The sequence below is a fragment of the Stenotrophomonas sp. B2 genome, from assembly GCF_014947095.1.
GTDB classification, from domain to species: Bacteria; Pseudomonadota; Gammaproteobacteria; order Xanthomonadales; family Xanthomonadaceae; genus Stenotrophomonas; species Stenotrophomonas maltophilia_P.
In genome coordinates, this window is the sequence record NZ_JADCQA010000006.1 from 91,506 (window position 1) to 109,367 (window position 17,862).

The 17,862-nt window shown below is 68.2% G+C and carries 11 protein-coding genes; all 11 read left to right on the forward strand.

Annotated elements, in window-relative coordinates; translation table 11 throughout:
- Positions 1-90: 90 nt before the first annotated feature.
- The 11 genes from IMX13_RS08600 to bcsZ all read left to right on the forward strand — a co-directional run bounded on the left by IMX13_RS08600 (position 91) and on the right by bcsZ (position 17,857).
- Complete coding sequence (locus IMX13_RS08600; protein WP_065175834.1) at positions 91-2,655, forward strand: fimbria/pilus outer membrane usher protein; 2,565 nt, start codon at positions 91-93, stop codon at positions 2,653-2,655.
- A complete protein-coding gene (locus IMX13_RS08605; protein WP_193396197.1) occupies positions 2,646-3,680 on the forward strand; it encodes a fimbrial protein in 1,035 nt (344 codons plus the stop codon). The genes IMX13_RS08600 and IMX13_RS08605 overlap by 10 nt, the downstream gene beginning before the upstream one ends.
- Before the next feature lie 215 nt (positions 3,681-3,895).
- A complete protein-coding gene (locus tag IMX13_RS08610; protein ID WP_193396198.1) occupies positions 3,896-5,434 on the forward strand; it encodes a BcsE family c-di-GMP-binding protein in 1,539 nt (512 codons plus the stop codon).
- Positions 5,431-5,607 (forward strand): cellulose biosynthesis protein BcsF, encoded by a 177-nt coding sequence (bcsF, locus tag IMX13_RS08615; protein WP_193396199.1) that lies wholly within the window; start codon positions 5,431-5,433, stop codon positions 5,605-5,607. The genes IMX13_RS08610 and bcsF overlap by 4 nt, the downstream gene beginning before the upstream one ends.
- Positions 5,607-7,235: a cellulose biosynthesis protein BcsG gene (gene bcsG / locus IMX13_RS08620; RefSeq protein ID WP_193396200.1), complete on the forward strand. Its 1,629-nt coding sequence runs from the start codon at positions 5,607-5,609 to the stop codon at positions 7,233-7,235. Before bcsF ends, bcsG begins: the two co-directional genes overlap by 1 nt.
- A complete protein-coding gene (bcsR, locus tag IMX13_RS08625; protein WP_080375313.1) occupies positions 7,235-7,411 on the forward strand; it encodes a cellulose biosynthesis protein BcsR in 177 nt (58 codons plus the stop codon). Before bcsG ends, bcsR begins: the two co-directional genes overlap by 1 nt.
- On the forward strand, positions 7,408-8,163 hold the full coding sequence (bcsQ, locus tag IMX13_RS08630; RefSeq protein ID WP_053518884.1) for a cellulose biosynthesis protein BcsQ: 756 nt from the start codon (positions 7,408-7,410) through the stop codon (positions 8,161-8,163). The genes bcsR and bcsQ overlap by 4 nt, the downstream gene beginning before the upstream one ends.
- Positions 8,160-10,787 carry a UDP-forming cellulose synthase catalytic subunit gene (bcsA, locus tag IMX13_RS08635; protein ID WP_065175829.1) on the forward strand — a complete coding sequence of 876 codons (2,628 nt, stop codon included), beginning with the start codon at positions 8,160-8,162 and terminating at the stop codon, positions 10,785-10,787. The genes bcsQ and bcsA overlap by 4 nt, the downstream gene beginning before the upstream one ends.
- The gene (gene bcsB, locus IMX13_RS08640; RefSeq protein ID WP_193396201.1) at positions 10,784-13,159 is read left to right on the forward strand and encodes a cellulose biosynthesis cyclic di-GMP-binding regulatory protein BcsB; all 2,376 of its coding nucleotides are present in this window, start codon (positions 10,784-10,786) and stop codon (positions 13,157-13,159) included. Before bcsA ends, bcsB begins: the two co-directional genes overlap by 4 nt.
- On the forward strand, positions 13,156-16,737 hold the full coding sequence (gene bcsC / locus IMX13_RS08645) for a cellulose synthase complex outer membrane protein BcsC (protein ID WP_193396202.1): 3,582 nt from the start codon (positions 13,156-13,158) through the stop codon (positions 16,735-16,737). The genes bcsB and bcsC overlap by 4 nt, the downstream gene beginning before the upstream one ends.
- Positions 16,721-17,857: a cellulose synthase complex periplasmic endoglucanase BcsZ gene (gene bcsZ, locus IMX13_RS08650; protein ID WP_053518890.1), complete on the forward strand. Its 1,137-nt coding sequence runs from the start codon at positions 16,721-16,723 to the stop codon at positions 17,855-17,857. The genes bcsC and bcsZ overlap by 17 nt, the downstream gene beginning before the upstream one ends.
- The last annotated feature ends 5 nt before the right edge of the window (positions 17,858-17,862 follow it).

The following is a 17,862-nucleotide window of genomic DNA, read 5'->3' on the forward strand; positions in this document are numbered from 1 at the left end:
CGCGCCGCGCTGGCCAGGGCCTGCGCATCCCGCCACCGCCGCCGTGCGGCGAATTGAAGGAATGTCAGTGTGATCGGAAACAGATTGACATTGTCGATCCATCAGGCGCTTTGCCTGTTGGCTGCCGGCGTGGCCTGCCCAGGATGGGCGCTGGCTGCCCCGGCCAATCTCGGCGAACAGGCGCTGATGGCGCAGACTGGGGCGGCGACCGCGCGTGCGCCGGAGTCGGCGCAGTTCAACTCCAGCTTCCTCTCCGGCCAGGCCAAGCAGGTCGATCTGGCGGCCTTCAGCAACGGCAACCCGATGGTCGCCGGCACCTATCGCGTGGACGTCTACGTCAATGGCGCCTGGCAGGGCCGCCGCGACGTGCAGTTCAAGGCGGATGCACAGGGGCGCGTCGATGCCTGCCTGGCGCTGCCGATGCTCGAGGAAATGGGCGTGGACAGCGAGGCGGTGCTGCTGCAGCAGGATCCGTCGGTGCCGACCGATACCTCCACGTGCGTGCCGGTGCAGCAGCGCATGGCCAATGCCTATGGCGTCTATGACAGCGGCAACCTGCGTTACGACCTGAGCATCCCGCAGGTGTTCCTGCGCCGCGAAGCGCGTGGCTACGTCAACCCCGCGCTGTGGGACCGTGGCATCAACGCCGGCTTCGTCGGTTACAGCTTCAATGCCATCGACAGCGACAGCCGCGTCGAAGGCGGCCAGCGCAACCGCAGCGCCTATCTGGGCCTGAATGCCGGCCTGAACCTGGGTGGCTGGCAGTTCCGCCACGATTCCAACCTGACCTGGACCGAGGGCGACGGCCGCCACTGGCAGAGCATCGCCACCTACGCCCAGCGCGGCATCCCGAAGATCCGCGGCATGCTCACTGTGGGCGAGGCCTACACCACCGGCGAACTGTTCGAGTCGATCGGATACCGGGGTGCCAGCCTGGCCAGTGACGACCGCATGCTGCCCGATTCGCTGCGCGGCTACGCGCCGGTGGTACGCGGCATCGCCGAGACCAATGCCCGGGTGGAAGTCCGGCAGAACCAGCAGCTGATCTATTCCTCCACCGTATCGCCAGGCAGCTTCGTCATCGACGACCTGTACCCGACCGGTTACGGCGGTGACCTGGAAGTGAGCGTGATCGAGGCCGATGGCCGCCGCCGCGAGTTCAAGGTGCCGTTCGGTTCGGTGCCGCAGATGCTGCGCGAAGGCGTCTCCCGCTACTCGGTGACCGCCGGCCAGGTCCGCAACGAGCTGCTGCGCGATGAACCCTGGCTGGCGCAGGGTACCTACCAGCGCGGCATCGGCAACCAGCTGACCCTCTACGGCGGCAGCGCGCTGAGCGAAGGCTACGTTTCACTGCTGTACGGCATTGGCCTGTCCACCCGGATCGGTGCGTTCGCGGCCGATGTCACCCATGCCCGCACGTCGTTCAACCACTACGGCGACCACACCGGCGCCAGCGTGCGCCTGAGCTACAGCAACATGATCGGCGAAACCGGGACCAACCTGACCCTGGCCGCCTATCGTTATTCGACCGAAGGCTACTACAGCCTGCAGGACGCTCTGTACGGACGCGACGCGGATGATCGCGGCATCGACCCGACCACCCGTGGCCGCCAGCGCAGCCAGTTCCAGCTGACCCTGAACCAGCCGCTGGGCCGCCGTGCCGGTGCGCTGTACGTCACCGGTTCGGTGCGTGACTTCTACGACCGTTCCGGCACCTCCAAGCAGTACCAGGTGGGCTACAACAACGCCTGGCGCTCGGTGAACTACGGTTTCTCGGCACTGCGCACCGAAGAAGGCATCCTCGGCCGGGCCGACACCCAGTACCTGTTCTCAATGAGCGTTCCGCTGGGCCGCGGGACCCATCCGGTGTCGTTCAGCGCCGACCTGGGCGCGCGTGACCGTGGTGGCTACGACAACAGCCGCGTGGGCATCACCGGTTCGGCCGGCGTCGACAACAACTTCAGCTACGGCGTGGCCCTGTCCGATTCCCGCGAGGGCAACACCACCGCGGTCGGCAACGCCGAGTACCGCAGCCGCTACACCGCGTTGAACGCGACCTACAGCCATTCCAGCGATTTCCGCCAGGCATCGGTGGGCGCCAACGGCAGCGTGGTCATGCATCCGGGCGGCGTCACCTTCACTCCGCAGCGTGGCGATACCATGGTGCTGGTCGAGGCGCCGGGCGCGCGCGACGCGCAGGTGACCAACGCACCGGGCCTGCGCATCGATGGTCGCGGCTACGCCGTGGTGCCGTACGTATCGCCGTACCGCCTGAACACCGTGACCCTGGATCCGCAGGGCATGGCGCATGACGTCGAGCTGGAAAGCAGCAGCCAGTCGGTTGCACCGTTTGCCGGTGCCATCAGCTACCTGCGCTTCGATACCCGCAAGGGCAACGCGCTGCTGATCCAGGTGCGCAATCCCGATGGCCGCACCCTGCCGTTTGGCGCACAGGTCAAGGACGAGCAGGGCCAGCCGGTGGGCATGGTCAGCCAGGGTGGCCGCCTGTATGTGCGCAGCGAGCAGGATCACGGCCGCCTGCAGGTGGAGTGGGGCGCCGGCGCCGACCAGCGCTGCACCGTCGATTACCAGGTTCCGGCGGGCGCCGATGCGTCCAAGACCGGCTTCATCCCGCTGGAGGCAGCATGCCGATGATTCTTTCCCGTGGCCGCAAGGCGCTGGCCGCACTGGCCGTGCTCACGGGCGCCCTCGTGGCGGCGCCTGCGTTTGCCAGTTGCTACATCACCCAGTCCGGGTTCCAACCCCAAGACGTGACCATGGACATGGGCCAGATCGTGATTCTTCCCAGCACCCCGGTCGGCGGCGTGATCAAGGAACTCATTGTCAACATCAATCAACGCAACAGCGTCGCTTACTGCGATAGCCGGGGCGGCAACGCCAGCGGTCGCTTCGTCAATGCGGCACAGCAGACGCCGGTACCAGGATTCAGCAACGTATACGCAACCGACGTGGCAGGTGTTGGCATTCGCGTCTATCGCGATTCCGGTGATATCCAGACCTACTATCCTCACACGCTGATCCTGCGAAGCAATACCAACGTCTCGTTGAGCGGAGGCCGCTTCCGTGTCGAACTGATCAAGACGGCAGCTCAGACAGGATCGGGCGTTATCGCGCCGAATGGACGTTTCACCACCTATTACTACGATGGCGATGGTGCCAGCCGGCCGGTGCTGACCTCCACCTTCAAGGGATCGGGCACCACCGTGGTCAGCCCGACCTGCGAGGTGGACGCCGGCAGCCGAAACATCGCGGTGGACTTCGGCAGTGTCCCCAACACCTCGTTCACCGGCGTCGGTTCGCGCGCGGTCAACCGTGACTTCGACATCCGCTTGAACTGCCAGGGCAGCAATGTTGCTGCCTACCAGAGCAAGATCGGCATCCGCCTGGATGCCGACCAGGACAGCTCCAACATGCCGGGCGTGCTGAAGCTCAGCGCGGCTGCCAACAGCGCGACCCGCATCGGCATCCAGATGGTCCAGCGCGATGGCACCACCGAGCGCGAAGTGCGCTTCGGCCAGGCGATCAATGTCGGCACCACCATACCGGGCACCAGCACCATGACCCTGCCGCTGCGCGCCCGCTATGTACAGACCCAGGCCGGTACCGTCGGTGCCGGTGTCGCGAACGGACAGGCGACTTTCACCATCCAGTACGAGTAGCGGCCAACGGCCGTTCCACCGCTGCGCTGTGCCCCAACGTTGCCTGTTCCGCAGGCGACGTTGACTGCGTCTTGATCCCGGAAATACCAAGATCGGAGCTGCCATGAACGTATCGCAGCACGAGTGTGATGCGCGTCATGAAATTCGAGTCACCCAACACAGCACCTCCGCTGCCGCAGCGTCGGCTCGGCTGAGGTCCGCTGAAAGGACCCGGCATGACAGCGCCCCATCTTGCCATCGCCGGTTTGCCGCCCGAGTTCGTCGAGATGCACGGCGGTGGGCTGTACTGGGTCGTCGCGGCCGGAAGCGCGCCGGCCGACCTGGTCGGCGCAGGTGTGCTGGGGTCGGCCAGCGACGTGCGAGACGCCGTGCTGGCGACGCTGGGGCGCGGCGCCGATGCGATGCTGGCCGAGCTGCCGCCGGGGGAGGGGCCGGCGCGGTTGCGTCTGTTCCGTTCCTCGGCCGCTGCCATGCAGCGGACCCTGCGCGGTCTGGCGGTTGATCTTCCCCGCGCGGCCACCGCCGCGACCCGCCTGTGCATGGTGCAGTTTCCGCTGGCGGCGCTGGAAGGCTGGAGCGATGCCCGGCTGGCGGCATGGAACCGGCAGCTGCAAGCCTGGGCGGAGCAGGCCGGCACGGTGCTGCTGCTGCTTTGCCACGGTGAAGTGGCCACCCTGGCGCCGCGCCTGCTGGCCTTGAACCGGACCTGTTCCGGCGTCGCCCAGCTGCATCCGCACCGCGGTGCGCTGCAGCTGCTGCTGCATTACTGGGCCAACGCCCATGGTGTGGTGGCCCGCCGTGCCTTCGCGATCGAAGCGGCAGAAGGCGGGTTGCGCCGCGTGCCAGAAGAGGCGGACAGCGTGCTCTCTGCGGTCGAGGCCAGCGGCGGCGATCGTGATCTGTACCTGGCCGAGGCCGACGTGCTGGAAGGCGCTCCGCCGCTGTCGCCCGCCTGGCGGCTCCACGATGGCTGGGCGGACCTGCTGCCTTCGGCGCTGCAGGCGCGGGAGGCTACGGTGGTGCTGGCGATCCGCAGCAACGACCAGGTGGACACACTGGCACGCCTGCTGCATCGGCTGCGCCGCGAGCGCGGCGACCTGCTGAAGCTGGTGGTGCGCGAGGTGCAACCGTGCCTGCGCTACGCCGACGAGCGCCTGCTGCTGCAGTGCGGCGGCAACATGGTGGTGCCGGCGGCGACTCCGCTGCCGCGGCTGCTGACGCTGCTGGAGACGGTGCAGCGGCAGTGTTGGCAGGGGCAGCTGGCGGCCGACCCCGAACCGTTGATCCGTGCCCACCGGCCACCGGAAGTGAATGGAATCGTGGCGGCCGACCGCTTCCGGCAGATCGTCGGCGAACGCATCGATCAGGACGGCAGCGCGGTGGAAAGCGCCGTGCTGGCGCTGCAGCCGGTGGCCGGGCTGCGCGCGGAACAGACCCTGCAGCAGTTGAACATCCGCAGGCAGGGGGATGTGGCCTGCGTGTACCGCGGCCAGGTCCGCCTGTTCCTGTTCGGCTGCCGCCGCGATGCGGTCGAACAGGCGCTCTCCAACCTGTACCGGCTGCCCTGGCGCGAGCTGTTCGATGGCTACCAGCGCCTGGCCGAGTACGACATCGCAGCGATGAATGCCCGCGGCAGCGACTCCGAATCCGAGACGCTGCCCGCCCCTGCCGTTCCGTTGCCGCAACCCGCGGCCCCGGTCAACGAGGTCGCATTCAACGCCCCCATCCCGTTCCGGTTGGGAGATTCCGCATGACCACCGACCAGCAGCTGTGGACGCTGATCGCGGCCTGTGCGCTGGTGATGATCCCGTTCGGCGTGATGCTGGGCGCGCTGTGGCGCGCGATGCGTCGCCGCGCAGCGTCCTGGCTGCCCCCACGGCACCTGCGGCGGGCGGGCGTGCGGGTGCGCGATGCGCGGAGGCCGTAATGAGCGCACAGCTGACGCCCGCATCGCGGTTCGTGTGGTCGGACCTGCGCGGCTGGAACCTGTATTTCCTGTCCAAGGTGGTGCTGGCCTGGATGGGCGCGCTGGACCTGAAGATCCTGCCCAACCTGTTGCTCCTGGCCGCCCTGCTGGTGCCACTGCCGTGGCGATGGGCACGCATCACACGCACGGTCGTCGCCATGCCGGTGGCCGTGGTGCTCTACTACCAGGACACCTGGTGGCCGCCCTTCCAACGTCTTCTCGCACAGCCGGGCGTGCTCGATTTCTCCGCCGACTACTGGCTGGAGCTGGCGCAGCGCTTCATCAACTGGCAGATGGTCGCGGTGCTGGCGCTGCTGGTGGTTGCCTACCTGCTGCTGAAACCGTGGCTGCGCATCACGACGCTGAGCGTGCTGGGCATGCTGGGCATGGCGGTGGTGGCACTGCCATTGCCGGCGGGCCTGAACTGGGGAACGTCGCAGGCCACCGCAGCGACCGGCGGTGCTGACGCCGCTGCCGGCGCACTTGCGCCGGCCAGCAACGAGACACTCAATGCCTGGCTGGCAGCCTTCTACCAGCAGCAGTCGGGCCTGAAGACGGTGTTCCCGGCGCCGGCCAGCGCTGCGCCGTTCGACGTCATCATCCTCAACATCTGTTCGCTGGCATGGAGTGATCTGGACGAAGTCGGCATGCGCCAGAACACGCTGCTGGACCACATGGACCTGATCTTCGACGATTTCAACTCGGCCACCGCCTACAGCGGACCGGCGGCGATCCGCCTGCTGCGCGCCAGCTGCGGACAGACCTCGCACACCGCATTGTTCGACCCGGTGCCAGCCGAATGCCAGTTGTTCTCCAACCTGCAGCGCCTGGGTTTCCAGAGCGAGCTGGCGATGAACCACGATGGGCACTTCGACAACTTCATCGGCGAACTGAGCCAGTACGGTGGGTTGCAGGCACGGCCGATGGACATCAGCGCGTTTCCACGGGCGCTGGTCGCGTTCGACAAGTCGCCGCTGCGCCGCGATGGTGACGTGCTGAACGCCTGGTGGAAGCAGCGCCAGGCCGAACAGGCGCAGCAGGTCGCGCTGTTCTACAACACGATCTCCCTGCACGACGGCAACCGCATCGTCGGCGCCGACGGTCGTGCCAACGCGGCTGACTACAAGGCCCGCGCGCAGATGGTGCTGGGTGACATGGCAGGCTTCGTCGAAGCGGTGGAGCGCAGTGGCCGTCGCGCCATGATCGTCGTGGTGCCCGAGCATGGCGCGGCGCTGCATGGCGACCGCATGCAGATTCCCGGCATGCGGGAGATTCCGAGCCCTTCGATCACCCATGTGCCGGTCGGCGTCAAGCTGGTCGGGATGGGCACGCCGGCCAGCGGTGGGCCGCGTCATGTGCCCGAGCCCAGCAGCTATCTGGCCCTCTCCGAACTGGTGTCGCGGGTGTATGCGCTGAACGCGCAGTCGCCGCCGGGAGCGCGTGATTGGGACAGCCTGCTGCAGGGGCTGCCACGTACGCCCACGGTGTCGGAGAACGAAGGCGCCAAGGTCATCGATTACGGCGGCAAGCCCTGGCTGCAGCTGCAGGGAAGCCAGGCCTGGAACCCGTACCCGGAGGACAAACGCTGATGGCCGACATCCTGGCCGTTGCCAGTACGCTTTCGGTGGAGGAGGACGACATCGATCTGCTGCGTCGCAGCCTGGGCATGCCCGGGTTGCCCTACGTGGACTTCTCGGCGCAGAACGAACGTGCCCGGGCACTGGCACGCTGGCCGTTGCTGGCCGAGCTGGAGCGGCAGCCATGAGCGTACTGCTGTCCCTGCAGGGCGTGCACGGCGGCACAGGCGTCACCACGGTGCTGGCCGCGTTGGGACAGGCGCTGCATGCGCAGGGCCAGCGCGTGCTGCTGGTCGAGTGCAGTCCGGATCAGATGCTGGGCCTGCATGTCGGGTTGGCCGCACGGGAGGCCGATGGCTGGGCGCGGGCGATGCTGGACGGCCGCGATTGGCGTGATGCGGCCTTCGCCTGCGCACCGGGCCTGGCAGTGCTGCCGTACGGCCGTGTCAGCGCGGCCGAAGCCCTGCAGATCGAGCAGGCGTTGAGTCTGGCACCCGACACCTGGAATGATCGCGTGCCAGTGCTGTCGGCGCAGTTCGACTGGCTGCTGTTCGACCTGCCGCAGCGGCTGCCGGCACACGCGGCGGCGGTCAACCGATATGCGCGCTGTACGCTGCCGTTGCGCCTGGCGTGCGTCGATCCGGCAAGCCACGTCTTCCTGCAGCGGCAGCACGACGATCCACGCCGTCTGCTGGCCAACCGGTATGACCCGGCGGTTCCGGTGCAGCGCGATCTGATGCAGCTGTGGCTGCATGCGCACGCGTCGATGCTGGTGCCTCAGCCTCTGCACGAAGATGCGCGGGTGCCGGCCGCGTTGGCCAGCAAGCAGCCGCTGGGGCAGCATGCGGCCGATGCGCTGGCGGCTGCCGACGTCGCCGGCCTGGCATTGTGGTGCCTGGCCGAGGCGGCGCGGCGGCAGGATCGGGAGAGCGGGCGATGAAGGGCGCACGCATCCACTATCTGCACTGGAACCGGCTGCGTGAGCGCGTGTACGCCGCATGGCCACTGTGCGCGCTGCTGTGGTCGCTGCAGGCGCTGGGCTGGGCGCTGTTGAGGCTGGAAGGACCTGCGTGGCAGGCGCTGGCGCCGCGGCTGCGGCGTGCGTTCCCGCAGTTGCAGGGTGATCGCCGCTGGCGCCCCGGAGATCCACTGCGGCTGCTGATCCAGGCCGCATGGCTGTCGCTGGTGCGGCTGGTTCCGCATACCTCGCTGCGCCGCCAGCGCCTGGCCCAGGCCCGGCGCCAGCGCATCGCCGAGCTGCGCGGAGCGGCAGGACGCGGTCGCCTGCGCTACCTGCGGGCGATGCGTGATGCACCTGCCGATGTCGGCAACAGTCGCCTCGCGGCGTGGCTCGCACAGCGCCTGGAGCACCTGCCGCCCCGCGCGCGTCAGGCGCTGACCGCGCTCACTGGTCTGGCTACGCTGGGTCTGGCGGCACTGTGCATCACCCAGCCCTTCAGCTACCTGGCGCAGTTCGTGTTCGTGCTGCTGCTATGGGTCATCGCGCTGCTGGTACGGCGCATGCCCGGCCGCTATGCGACGCTGGTACTGGTGGTGCTGTCGATCACCGTGTCCTGCCGCTATCTCTGGTGGCGCTATACCGCCACCCTGAACTGGAGCAGCACCTTCGACCTGGTCTGCGGTCTGGTGCTGCTGGTGGCCGAGACGTATTCCTGGCTGGTGCTGATGCTGGGCTACGTACAGGTTGCCTGGCCGCTGCGACGGCGTCCGGCGCCCTTGCCGGCCGACATCCGGCAGTGGCCCACGGTGGATGTGCTGATTCCCACCTACAACGAAGACCTGTCACTGGTGCGGCATACCGTCCATGCCGCCATGGGGCTGGACTGGCCGGCCGACAGACTGCGCATCCACCTTCTCGATGACGGCAAGCGCGAGGAGTTCCGTGCCTTCGCCGAGCAGACCGGCGTCAACTACATCACCCGCAGCGACAACCGGCACGCCAAGGCCGGCAACCTAAACCACGCCCTGACCTTGATCGACGGTGAGCTGGTGGCGATCTTCGACAGCGATCACTTGCCGGTGCGCTCGTTCCTGCAGATCACCTGTGGTTGGTTCCTGCGCGATCCGAAGCTGGCGCTGGTGCAGACGCCGCACCATTTCTTCTCGGCCGATCCCTTCGAGCGCAACCTGCAGGTGTTCCGCAGTGATCCCAACGAGGGTGAGCTGTTCTACGGGCTGGTGCAGGACGGCAACGACCTGTGGAATGCCGCATTCTTCTGTGGTTCCTGCGCGGTGCTGCGGCGTGAGGCCATCGATGCCATCGGCGGCTTCGCCACCGAGACCGTCACCGAGGATGCGCATACCGCCCTGCGCCTGCATCGCCAGGGCTGGAACTCGGCCTACCTTCGCATTCCGCAGGCGGCCGGCCTGGCCACCGACAGCCTGGGCGCGCATGTCAACCAGCGCATCCGCTGGGCGCGCGGCATGGTGCAGATCTTCCGCATCGACAATCCGCTGCTTGGCAAGGGCCTGAGCCTGTTCCAGCGCTTCTGCTACGCCAATGCGATGCTGCACTTCCTCGCGGGCATCCCGCGGCTGGTGTTCCTCACCGCGCCGCTGGCCTTCCTCCTGCTGCATGTCTACATCATCTACGCCCCCGCGCTGGCGATCCTGCTGTTTGTCGTTCCACACATGGCCCACGCCAGCCTGACCAACGCGCGCATCCAGGGCCGGTACCGCCGCCCGTTCTGGGGCGAGGTCTATGAAACCGTGCTGGCCTGGTACATCGCGCGGCCGACCACCGTGGCCCTGTTCAGTCCCGGCCGTGGCAAGTTCAATGTCACCGACAAGGGCGGCACGCAGGCGGGTGACCGCTTCGACTGGCGGGTGGCGCGCCCCTACCTGGTACTGGCGCTGCTGAACGTGCTGGGGCTGTGCTTCGCCGTGTGGCGTTTCATCGAGGGGCCTGCCGATGAGCGCGGCACCGTGGTCGTGAGTTCGTTGTGGGTGCTGTACAACCTGCTGATCATCGGCGGCGCGCTGGCGGTGGCGGCGGAGGTACAGCAGGTGCGGCGCACCCACCGGGTCACCACGCGCCTGCCGATGGCGCTGCAGATACCCGATGGGCGTCGACTGCGGGGCGTGCTGCAGGACTATTCCAACGATGGCGTCGGCCTGGAGTTGGGACTGGATCCGCAACTGGCCGAAGGCACGCGCGTACACCTGCTGCTCGGGCGTGGCCGGCGCGAGTTCGCCTTCCCGGCTCGGGTACAGCGCAGCGTCGGCCATCGCCTTGGCCTGCTGCTGCAGTTCGACAACGAGCGCCAGCGCGTGGAGTTCGCCCAATGCACATTCGCCCGCGCCGATGCGTGGCTGGACTGGCATGCCGGTTACCAGCCCAAGAGCCTGCCACGCAGCCTGTGGAGCGTGCTGGTGCTGGGCTGGAAAGGCTATCGGCGGATGGGCGACTTCACGCCGTTCGATCTCGACCGCCCGGTGCACTGGAGCGGTCGCCTGCTGCGCTGGCTGGCCAGTTTCGCACCACAACGTCCGCTTCCCTCCCACCCGGCTGACCCAGCCGCTGACCCAGGGCTTCGTCCATGAGCATCCCGACCTCTCTGCGCTGGCTGCTGCTGCCGTTGCTGGTACTGCCAGTGGTGTCCGGCAATGGCGCTCCAGCACCCGTGCCGGCGCCTGCCACCGGTTCAACGCCGGATGCCCCGGCCGCGCAGGTTGCGGTACCGACCCCGACCACAGCGGCATCGGTGCCCGCGCCGCGCGGCGAACCGGCCTTGCCCGATACCTGGGCCGGCAGCACTTGGCCCTGGCAACGGCACAGCACCTTCGCACAGCTTGGCCGCCGCCAGGACACGCTGCTGTCCGGCGTCCGCAACAGCACCACGTTCGAATTCCAGGTGCGCCGCGATCGCCTCGCGCGCGAAGCGGAACTGGATCTGAGCTTCACACCCTCGCCGTCGCTGTTGCCGACGCTGTCGCACCTGCGGGTCTATCTGAACGACGCGATGATGGGCGTGGTACCGATCAGCAACGACCAGCTGGGACGCCCCGTGCAGGCCAAGCTGCCGCTGGATGCGCGCCTGATCGCTGATTTCAACCAGGTCCGCCTGGAATTCGTCGGCCATTACACCGACATCTGCGAAGAACCCACGCACAGCTCGCTGTGGGTCAACCTCTCGAGCAACAGCACGCTGAGGCTGGGCGGCCAGCCGCTGGACATGCAGGATGATCTGGCCAATTTCCCGCTGCCCTTCTTCGATCCGCGCGACACCGCGCGGCTGGAACTGCCGGTGGTGTTTGCAGCGGCGCCCACGCTGGCGCAGCAGCGGGCTGCGGCGGTCATGGCGTCCTATTTCGGCAGCCTGGCGGGATGGTGGCGGCAGGCCCGTTTCCCGGTGAGCTTCGGCACCCTGCCCGAGCAGGGCCACGCGGTGGTGCTGGCGGTGAATGGCCGCTTCCCGCCGGTGATCGCCAACCACGCGCCTGTGCAGGGGCCGGTGATCGAGCTGATGGCCCTGCCCGAGGATCCGCAGCGCAAGCTGCTGCTGGTGCTGGGCCGCAACGACGATGACCTGCAGAAGGCCGTTTCGGCGATGGCGGCCGGCAATGTCCTGTTCCGCGGCCGCCAGGTCGCGATCGACGAAATGAAGCCGTTGGCGCCACGCAGGCCGTACGACGCGCCGAACTGGGTGCGTACCGATCGCGCGGTGCGCCTGGCCGAGCTGCTGGACTATCCGCAGCAGCTGCATGCCAACGGGGTATCGCCGCAGCCGATCACGGTCAACCTCAACCTGCCACCGGACCTGTTCATCTGGCGCAACCAGGGCATTCCACTGAACCTGCGTTACCGCTACACGCCGCCGTTTGGCAGTGATGAGTCGCGGCTGGGCGTGGCGATCAACGACCAGTTCATTTCAAGCTTCCCGCTGGTGCGCCGCACCGGCAAGCAGGGTGTGGCGGAAATCCGCCTGCCTGTGCTCGCTGGCGATGCCGGCGCCGACGATGGCCGCCTGTTGATTCCGGCGCTGAAGCTGGGTGACCGCAACCAGCTGAGGTTCGACTTCAACTTTGCCAGCGTGATGGGCAGTGCCCAGCGCGACCACTGCCAGACCGTGCTGCCGCCCAACCTGCAGGCGGCCATCGAGGAGGATTCGACCATCGACTTCTCCGGCTTCCATCACTACATGGGTCTGCCGGACCTGTCCGCGTTCGCGCTCAGCGGCTTCCCGTTCACACGCATGGCGGACCTGTCTGAAACCGTGGTGCTGGTGCCGCCGTCCGCCAGCGAGGCCCAGGTCAGCCTGCTGCTCAACCTGATCGGAGGCCTGGGCGTGCAGAGTGGGTACCCGGCCTACGGGTTGCGCCTGTCCGCGGACTGGAAACAGGCCAGTGCGCTGGATGCGGACCTGCTGGTCCTGGGCGCGTTGCCGGATGAGCTGCGCGGCAGCCAGCAGCTGTCACTGCTGATCGACGATCAACGCACGCGCCTGCTCAATGGCCAGTGGTCATCGCCGGAGCTGGCGGTGCAGCAGGCCCGTCGCGGCAGCCGCGCGGGCGATCCTGCGGTCACCCGCGTGGCGGTCACCGCACAGGCGCCCTTCGCGGCCATCGTCGGCCTGCAGTCGCCCCGCCATGCACAACGCAGCATCGTCTCGCTGGCGGCCAGCCATCCGGCCGACTATCAACTGCTCGATGATGCACTCAGCGACACCGGCAAGCGCGAGGCCATTGCGGGATCGGTGGCGATCCTGCGCAGTTCCGGCATCAACAGCCAGTTCGTGGGCGAACACTACTACGTGGGCGCGCTGCCGTGGTGGCTGCTGCTGTGGTACCACCTGGCCGATCATCCGGCATTGCTGGCCGTGCTGGCCACGCTGGTGGTGCTGATGGTCGCCTTCCTGCTCTGGCGTGCACTGCGCTGGGTCGCCGCGCGGCGCCTGGATGCGGGCAAGGAATGAGGCGGACCTCGCCGCCGCTGCTGATGGCGTCCCGGCTGGTGCTGCTGGGTCTGGCCGGGACCGGCGCATGCGCGGCACAGGCGCTGCCGCAAATGCCCGACGGCACTGCGGCCGAGCAGCGGCAGTGGTTGTTGCAGCAGGTACGCATCGGCGAGGCGACCGGGCGCCAGAGTCTGATCGAAGATGCGTTGGCCCGGCTGCGCATGCTGGCACCGGATGATCGTGGCACCCTGCTGGCGATCCTGGAGGTGCAGTTGTCGCAGCAGAAGGTGGAGGATGCGACCGCGACGCTGCAACGATTGCGGCAGGTCGGTGCGGGCAGTCGCGAACTCGCTGCGGGTGATCGCCTCTGGCAGGCCTACCAGGGCGATCTGCAGCAGGAGCTGCAGCAGGCACGCCTGTTCGCAGCCGGTGGCCGCAGTGCCGATGCGCTGGCGATCTACCGCCGCCTGTTCAATGACGCGCCTCCGGGGTTGCAGCTGGGGCTGGAGTACTGGCGTCTGCGTGGCGCGCAGGCGGATGGCCGCGCGCTGGCGATCCGGGAGCTGACCGCATTGGACCAGGCGTATCCAGGCAACACCGGGCTGCTGCAGACGCTGTCGCAGCTGCTGTTCGCGGCGGGTCGCGACGATGAAGCGCTCGACGCGCTGCGGCGCATGGGCCGCAACCCCGACGCCCGCGGGCTGGCTGCCGATGCCGAGTGGGCGTACCTGCAGGACCAGCCCGCCGATGAGCGCGGCGTGCGTCGCCTGCAGGAGTTCATCACCCGCAATCCCACCTTCAATGACATCGCCCTGGTGCGCGAGCGCTATGCCGAGCAGCACAGGCAGGTCAGTGATCCGGCCTGGCGGGCGGGTCTGCGTGGCCAGCAACTGCTTGAACGCGGGCGCGATGCCGAGGCCGAACGTGCCTTCCGGCAGGCGTTGCGGGCCTATCCGCGCGAAGCCGCCTTCCTGGGCGGATTGGGCATGGCGCAGATGCGACAGGGCCGTCGCGCGTCGGCGATCAGCCTGTTTGAACGCGCGATCCAGGCCACGCCCGTCGGCGAGAGCAGCGACAAATGGCGCGACCTCATTGCCAGTACGCGCTACTGGCTGCTGCTGGACCAGGCCGATGCCGCACTCGGTGCCGGTCGGCTGGACGAGGCGGATGCGTTGTACGCGCAGGCGCGACGGCAGCAGCCACGCGAGGTCAACGCACGGCTGGGGCAGGTGGATGTTGCCGTGGCCCGTGGCGACGACGCCTCGGCCGAACGCCAGCTGCAGGCCGCGAGGCGGATGGCGCCGAACGATGCCAACGTGATCCGCAGGTTGGTGCAGCTGTATGGGAGGACCGATCCGCAGCGTCTGGAGACCTTCATCGATGCGTTGCCGGCCGCGCAGCGCCGGTTGTACGCCGAGGATCTGCGTCAGCTGCGGATCAGTCGCCTGCGCGAACGACGTGAGCAGGCCCTGGCGGCCGGCGATGCGGAGGCCGCCCTTGCGCTCGGGCATGAGCTGCGCGTGGAGCTGCCCGCCGATGCGTGGCTCGCCCGTGCCCTGGCCGTTGAGCTGCAGGCCGCGGGTCGGCCTGCCGAGGCCGATGCGGTGGTCGCGGACATGGTGGCGCGCAATGACAGCGCTGAAGCACGCTACGCGCAGGCGTTGTATCTGTCCGGCACCGATCGCCTGCCGCAGGCACTGGCAGTGCTGGACGCGGTGCCGCTGGCGGAATGGGATGACGATATCCGCGCACTGTCCGCACGGCTGCGCCGGCAGCAGCTCATCGATCATCTCTGGTCGCTGCGTGCGCAGGGACGCGAGCCGGAAGCCATCGCCCTGCTGCAACAGCAACCGGCCAGTGCCGAGAACAACCTGCTGCTGGCCGACTGGGCGCGCCTGCGCGGCGACCACCCGCAGGCCCTGCAGTATTACCAGCGGGTACTTGCGGAGCAGCCGGACAACGTCGATGCACAGCTTGGCCAGGTGCAGGCCTGGATCGGTGCCGGCGATCTGGACAACGCGCGGCGGCAGATGCGGCTGTCGCCCCCGGTGGTCGCCGAAGATGCGCTCGGCCAGCAGCGCCAGCTGGCCGGCATCTGGACCGACCTGCACGAGGACGCCAAGGCATTGGCGATCCTGCGCGCGCTGCTGGCCCGCAGGGACGGTCCGGATCCACAGTCCTGGCGCGACGCGGCGCGACTGGTGCGCCGCGAGGATCCGCAGCAGGCGCTGGACATGTACGCGCAGGCGATGGCCGACAACGGCCTGCTGGCCGCAACGCAGGCACAGCCGCGCGACAACCGCGCGCTGACCCTGGCCAGCCGCGAGACCGCGGGGGACGACTGGCTGCGGCGCAGCCTGCGCAGCGACGTGGAAACGCTGTACCAGCAGGAAAATCCCACGCTGACGGTGATGCAGGATACCGGTCGTCGCAGTGATGGAACGCCCGGCATTTCCCGCCTCGGGCGCGATACCCGCATCGCGCATCTGGATGCGCCGTTTGCAGGCGGGCTCGGCTGGGCGCGCATCGAACAGGTGCACTTCGACGCAGGGCGGTTCCGCACCGGCGCCGACGGCACTTACGACGAGGATTTCGGCAGCTGCGACCTGTCGCTGCTGCGTGCCGACGGCTCCCGGCTGCAGGCCCCGGGATGTACCCGCTTCGTGCATCAGCGGCGCAGTTCCGGCGCAGGGTTCGCGGCCGGCTGGCGCACGCTGGACGACCGCTGGAATGTCGACCTTGGCCATACGCCGTCCCACTATGTGATCGGCAACTGGCTGGGAGGCATCACCGCCAATGGCGATCTGGGCCGTCTCGGCTGGGGGGCGACGCTGTCGCGGCGGCCGATGACCAACTCCCTGCTGTCACAGGCCGGTGCCTACGATCCTCGCAGCGGCATTGCCTGGGGTGGGGTGACCGCCAATGGCATCACCTTCAGCCTGGGCTTCGATGAGGGCGGGCGCAATGGTGTCTGGTCGAACTGGAGCTGGCACCGGTTGACCGGTCACAACGTCGCGGACAACACGCGTGCGCGTGCGATGGTCGGCTGGTACCACAAGCTGATCCAGCGTACGGACATGCGCCTGGACGTCGGCACCACGGCCATGTACTGGCGTTACCAGAAGGATCTGGGCGGCTACTCGCTGGGCCAGGGCGGCTACTACAGCCCGCAGCGCTATGCCTCGTTGAGCCTGCCGGCCAGCTTTGCCTGGCGCAATGATCTGTGGTCGCTGCGGGTGGATGGGTCGGTCAGTGTTTCCAGCGCGCGTACGGCGTCGATCAGCCGCTTCCCGGACCAGGCGCTGATCGAGCGCGTGGTGGCACAGCTGGAGCCGCAGTACGGTGCTCTCGCGCTGGACGAGGCTGGCCTGTACACCGGCGACAGCCGCAGCACCGGCACCGGCTATCGGCTCTACGCGGCCGTGGAGCGGCGGCTGGGCGATCACATTGTCCTGGGCGCGGCGGGAACCCTGCAGCGCAGCCGTGACTTCTCGCCGAACACATTCCAGCTCTATCTGCGCTATACCTTCAAGCCCTGGCAGGGCAACCTGCCGCTGCCCGTGTCGCCACTGGTGCCCTATGGCGAGTTCCGCTGACCCGCAACGCCGCCGACTGCTGCAGGCGACGGCCGCCTTGCCGTTGCTGGCCATGGGCGCAGGGCGTGCGCTCGCAGCGCCGCGCTGGCCGGCCTGGCAGGTGCTGCTGGACAGCAGCCTCAGCAACGACGGACGCATGATCGATCGCAGCCAGGACGACCAGCGCAGTACGTCGGAAGGGCAGTCGTATGCGTTGTTCTTCGCGCTGGTCGACAACGATCAGGCGCTGTTTGATCGCGTTCTGGGCTGGACCCAGGACAACCTGGCCGGGGGCGATATGCGGCAGCGGTTGCCGGCCTGGCTGTGGGGCCGCGATGACAAGGGCGGCTGGCGCGTACTGGACGACAATCCGGCGTCCGATTCCGATCTGTGGCTGGCCTACGCCCTGCTCGAAGCGGGGCGGCTCTGGCACCGTCCTGCGTTGCAGGCCATCGCCGGGGGCATGCTGGGGCAGGTACGGGAAAGGGAAGTCGTGCAGCTGCGCGGTCTCGGGCCGATGCTGCTGCCGGCACCGCAGGGATTCATCGAAGGCGATGCGACCCGGGTCAATCCCAGCTATCTGCCGCTGCCGCTGCTGCGGCGCTTTGCCGCGGCCGATCGCAGTGGGCCCTGGGCGGAACTGGCGGACAACGCGACCACGCTGCTGGAGCAGACCAGCCCGCATGGCTATGCACCGGACTGGGCGGCGTGGCAGCAGGGACGCTTCGTGGTCGATCCCGTGAACGGAGCGGTGGGCGGCTACGACGCGATCCGCTGCTATACATGGGCAGGCATGACGGCCCCGCGCGATCCGTTGTTCCGGCGGCAGCTGGCGGCGTTGTCCGGTCCGCTGCAGCGCCTGCGCAGCGGTGCGGCACTCTGGGAAAAGGTCGATACCCGCAGCGGGCAGGGGCAGGGCGAAGGCAACTATGGTTTCCGCGCGGCTGTACTGCCCTGTGTGCTGGCACAGCGCGAGCAGGGGCTGGCGAAGTCGCTGCTGGCCAGCCTGCCCAGCCCGGAACAGCAGCGTGCCGAGGCACCGGCCTACTATTCGCAGATGCTGGCCCTGTTCGGCCGGGGCTGGGCCGAGGGCCGCTGGCGTTTCGGCGTGGATGGCCAGCTGCGACCGGCCTGGCGATGAGTACA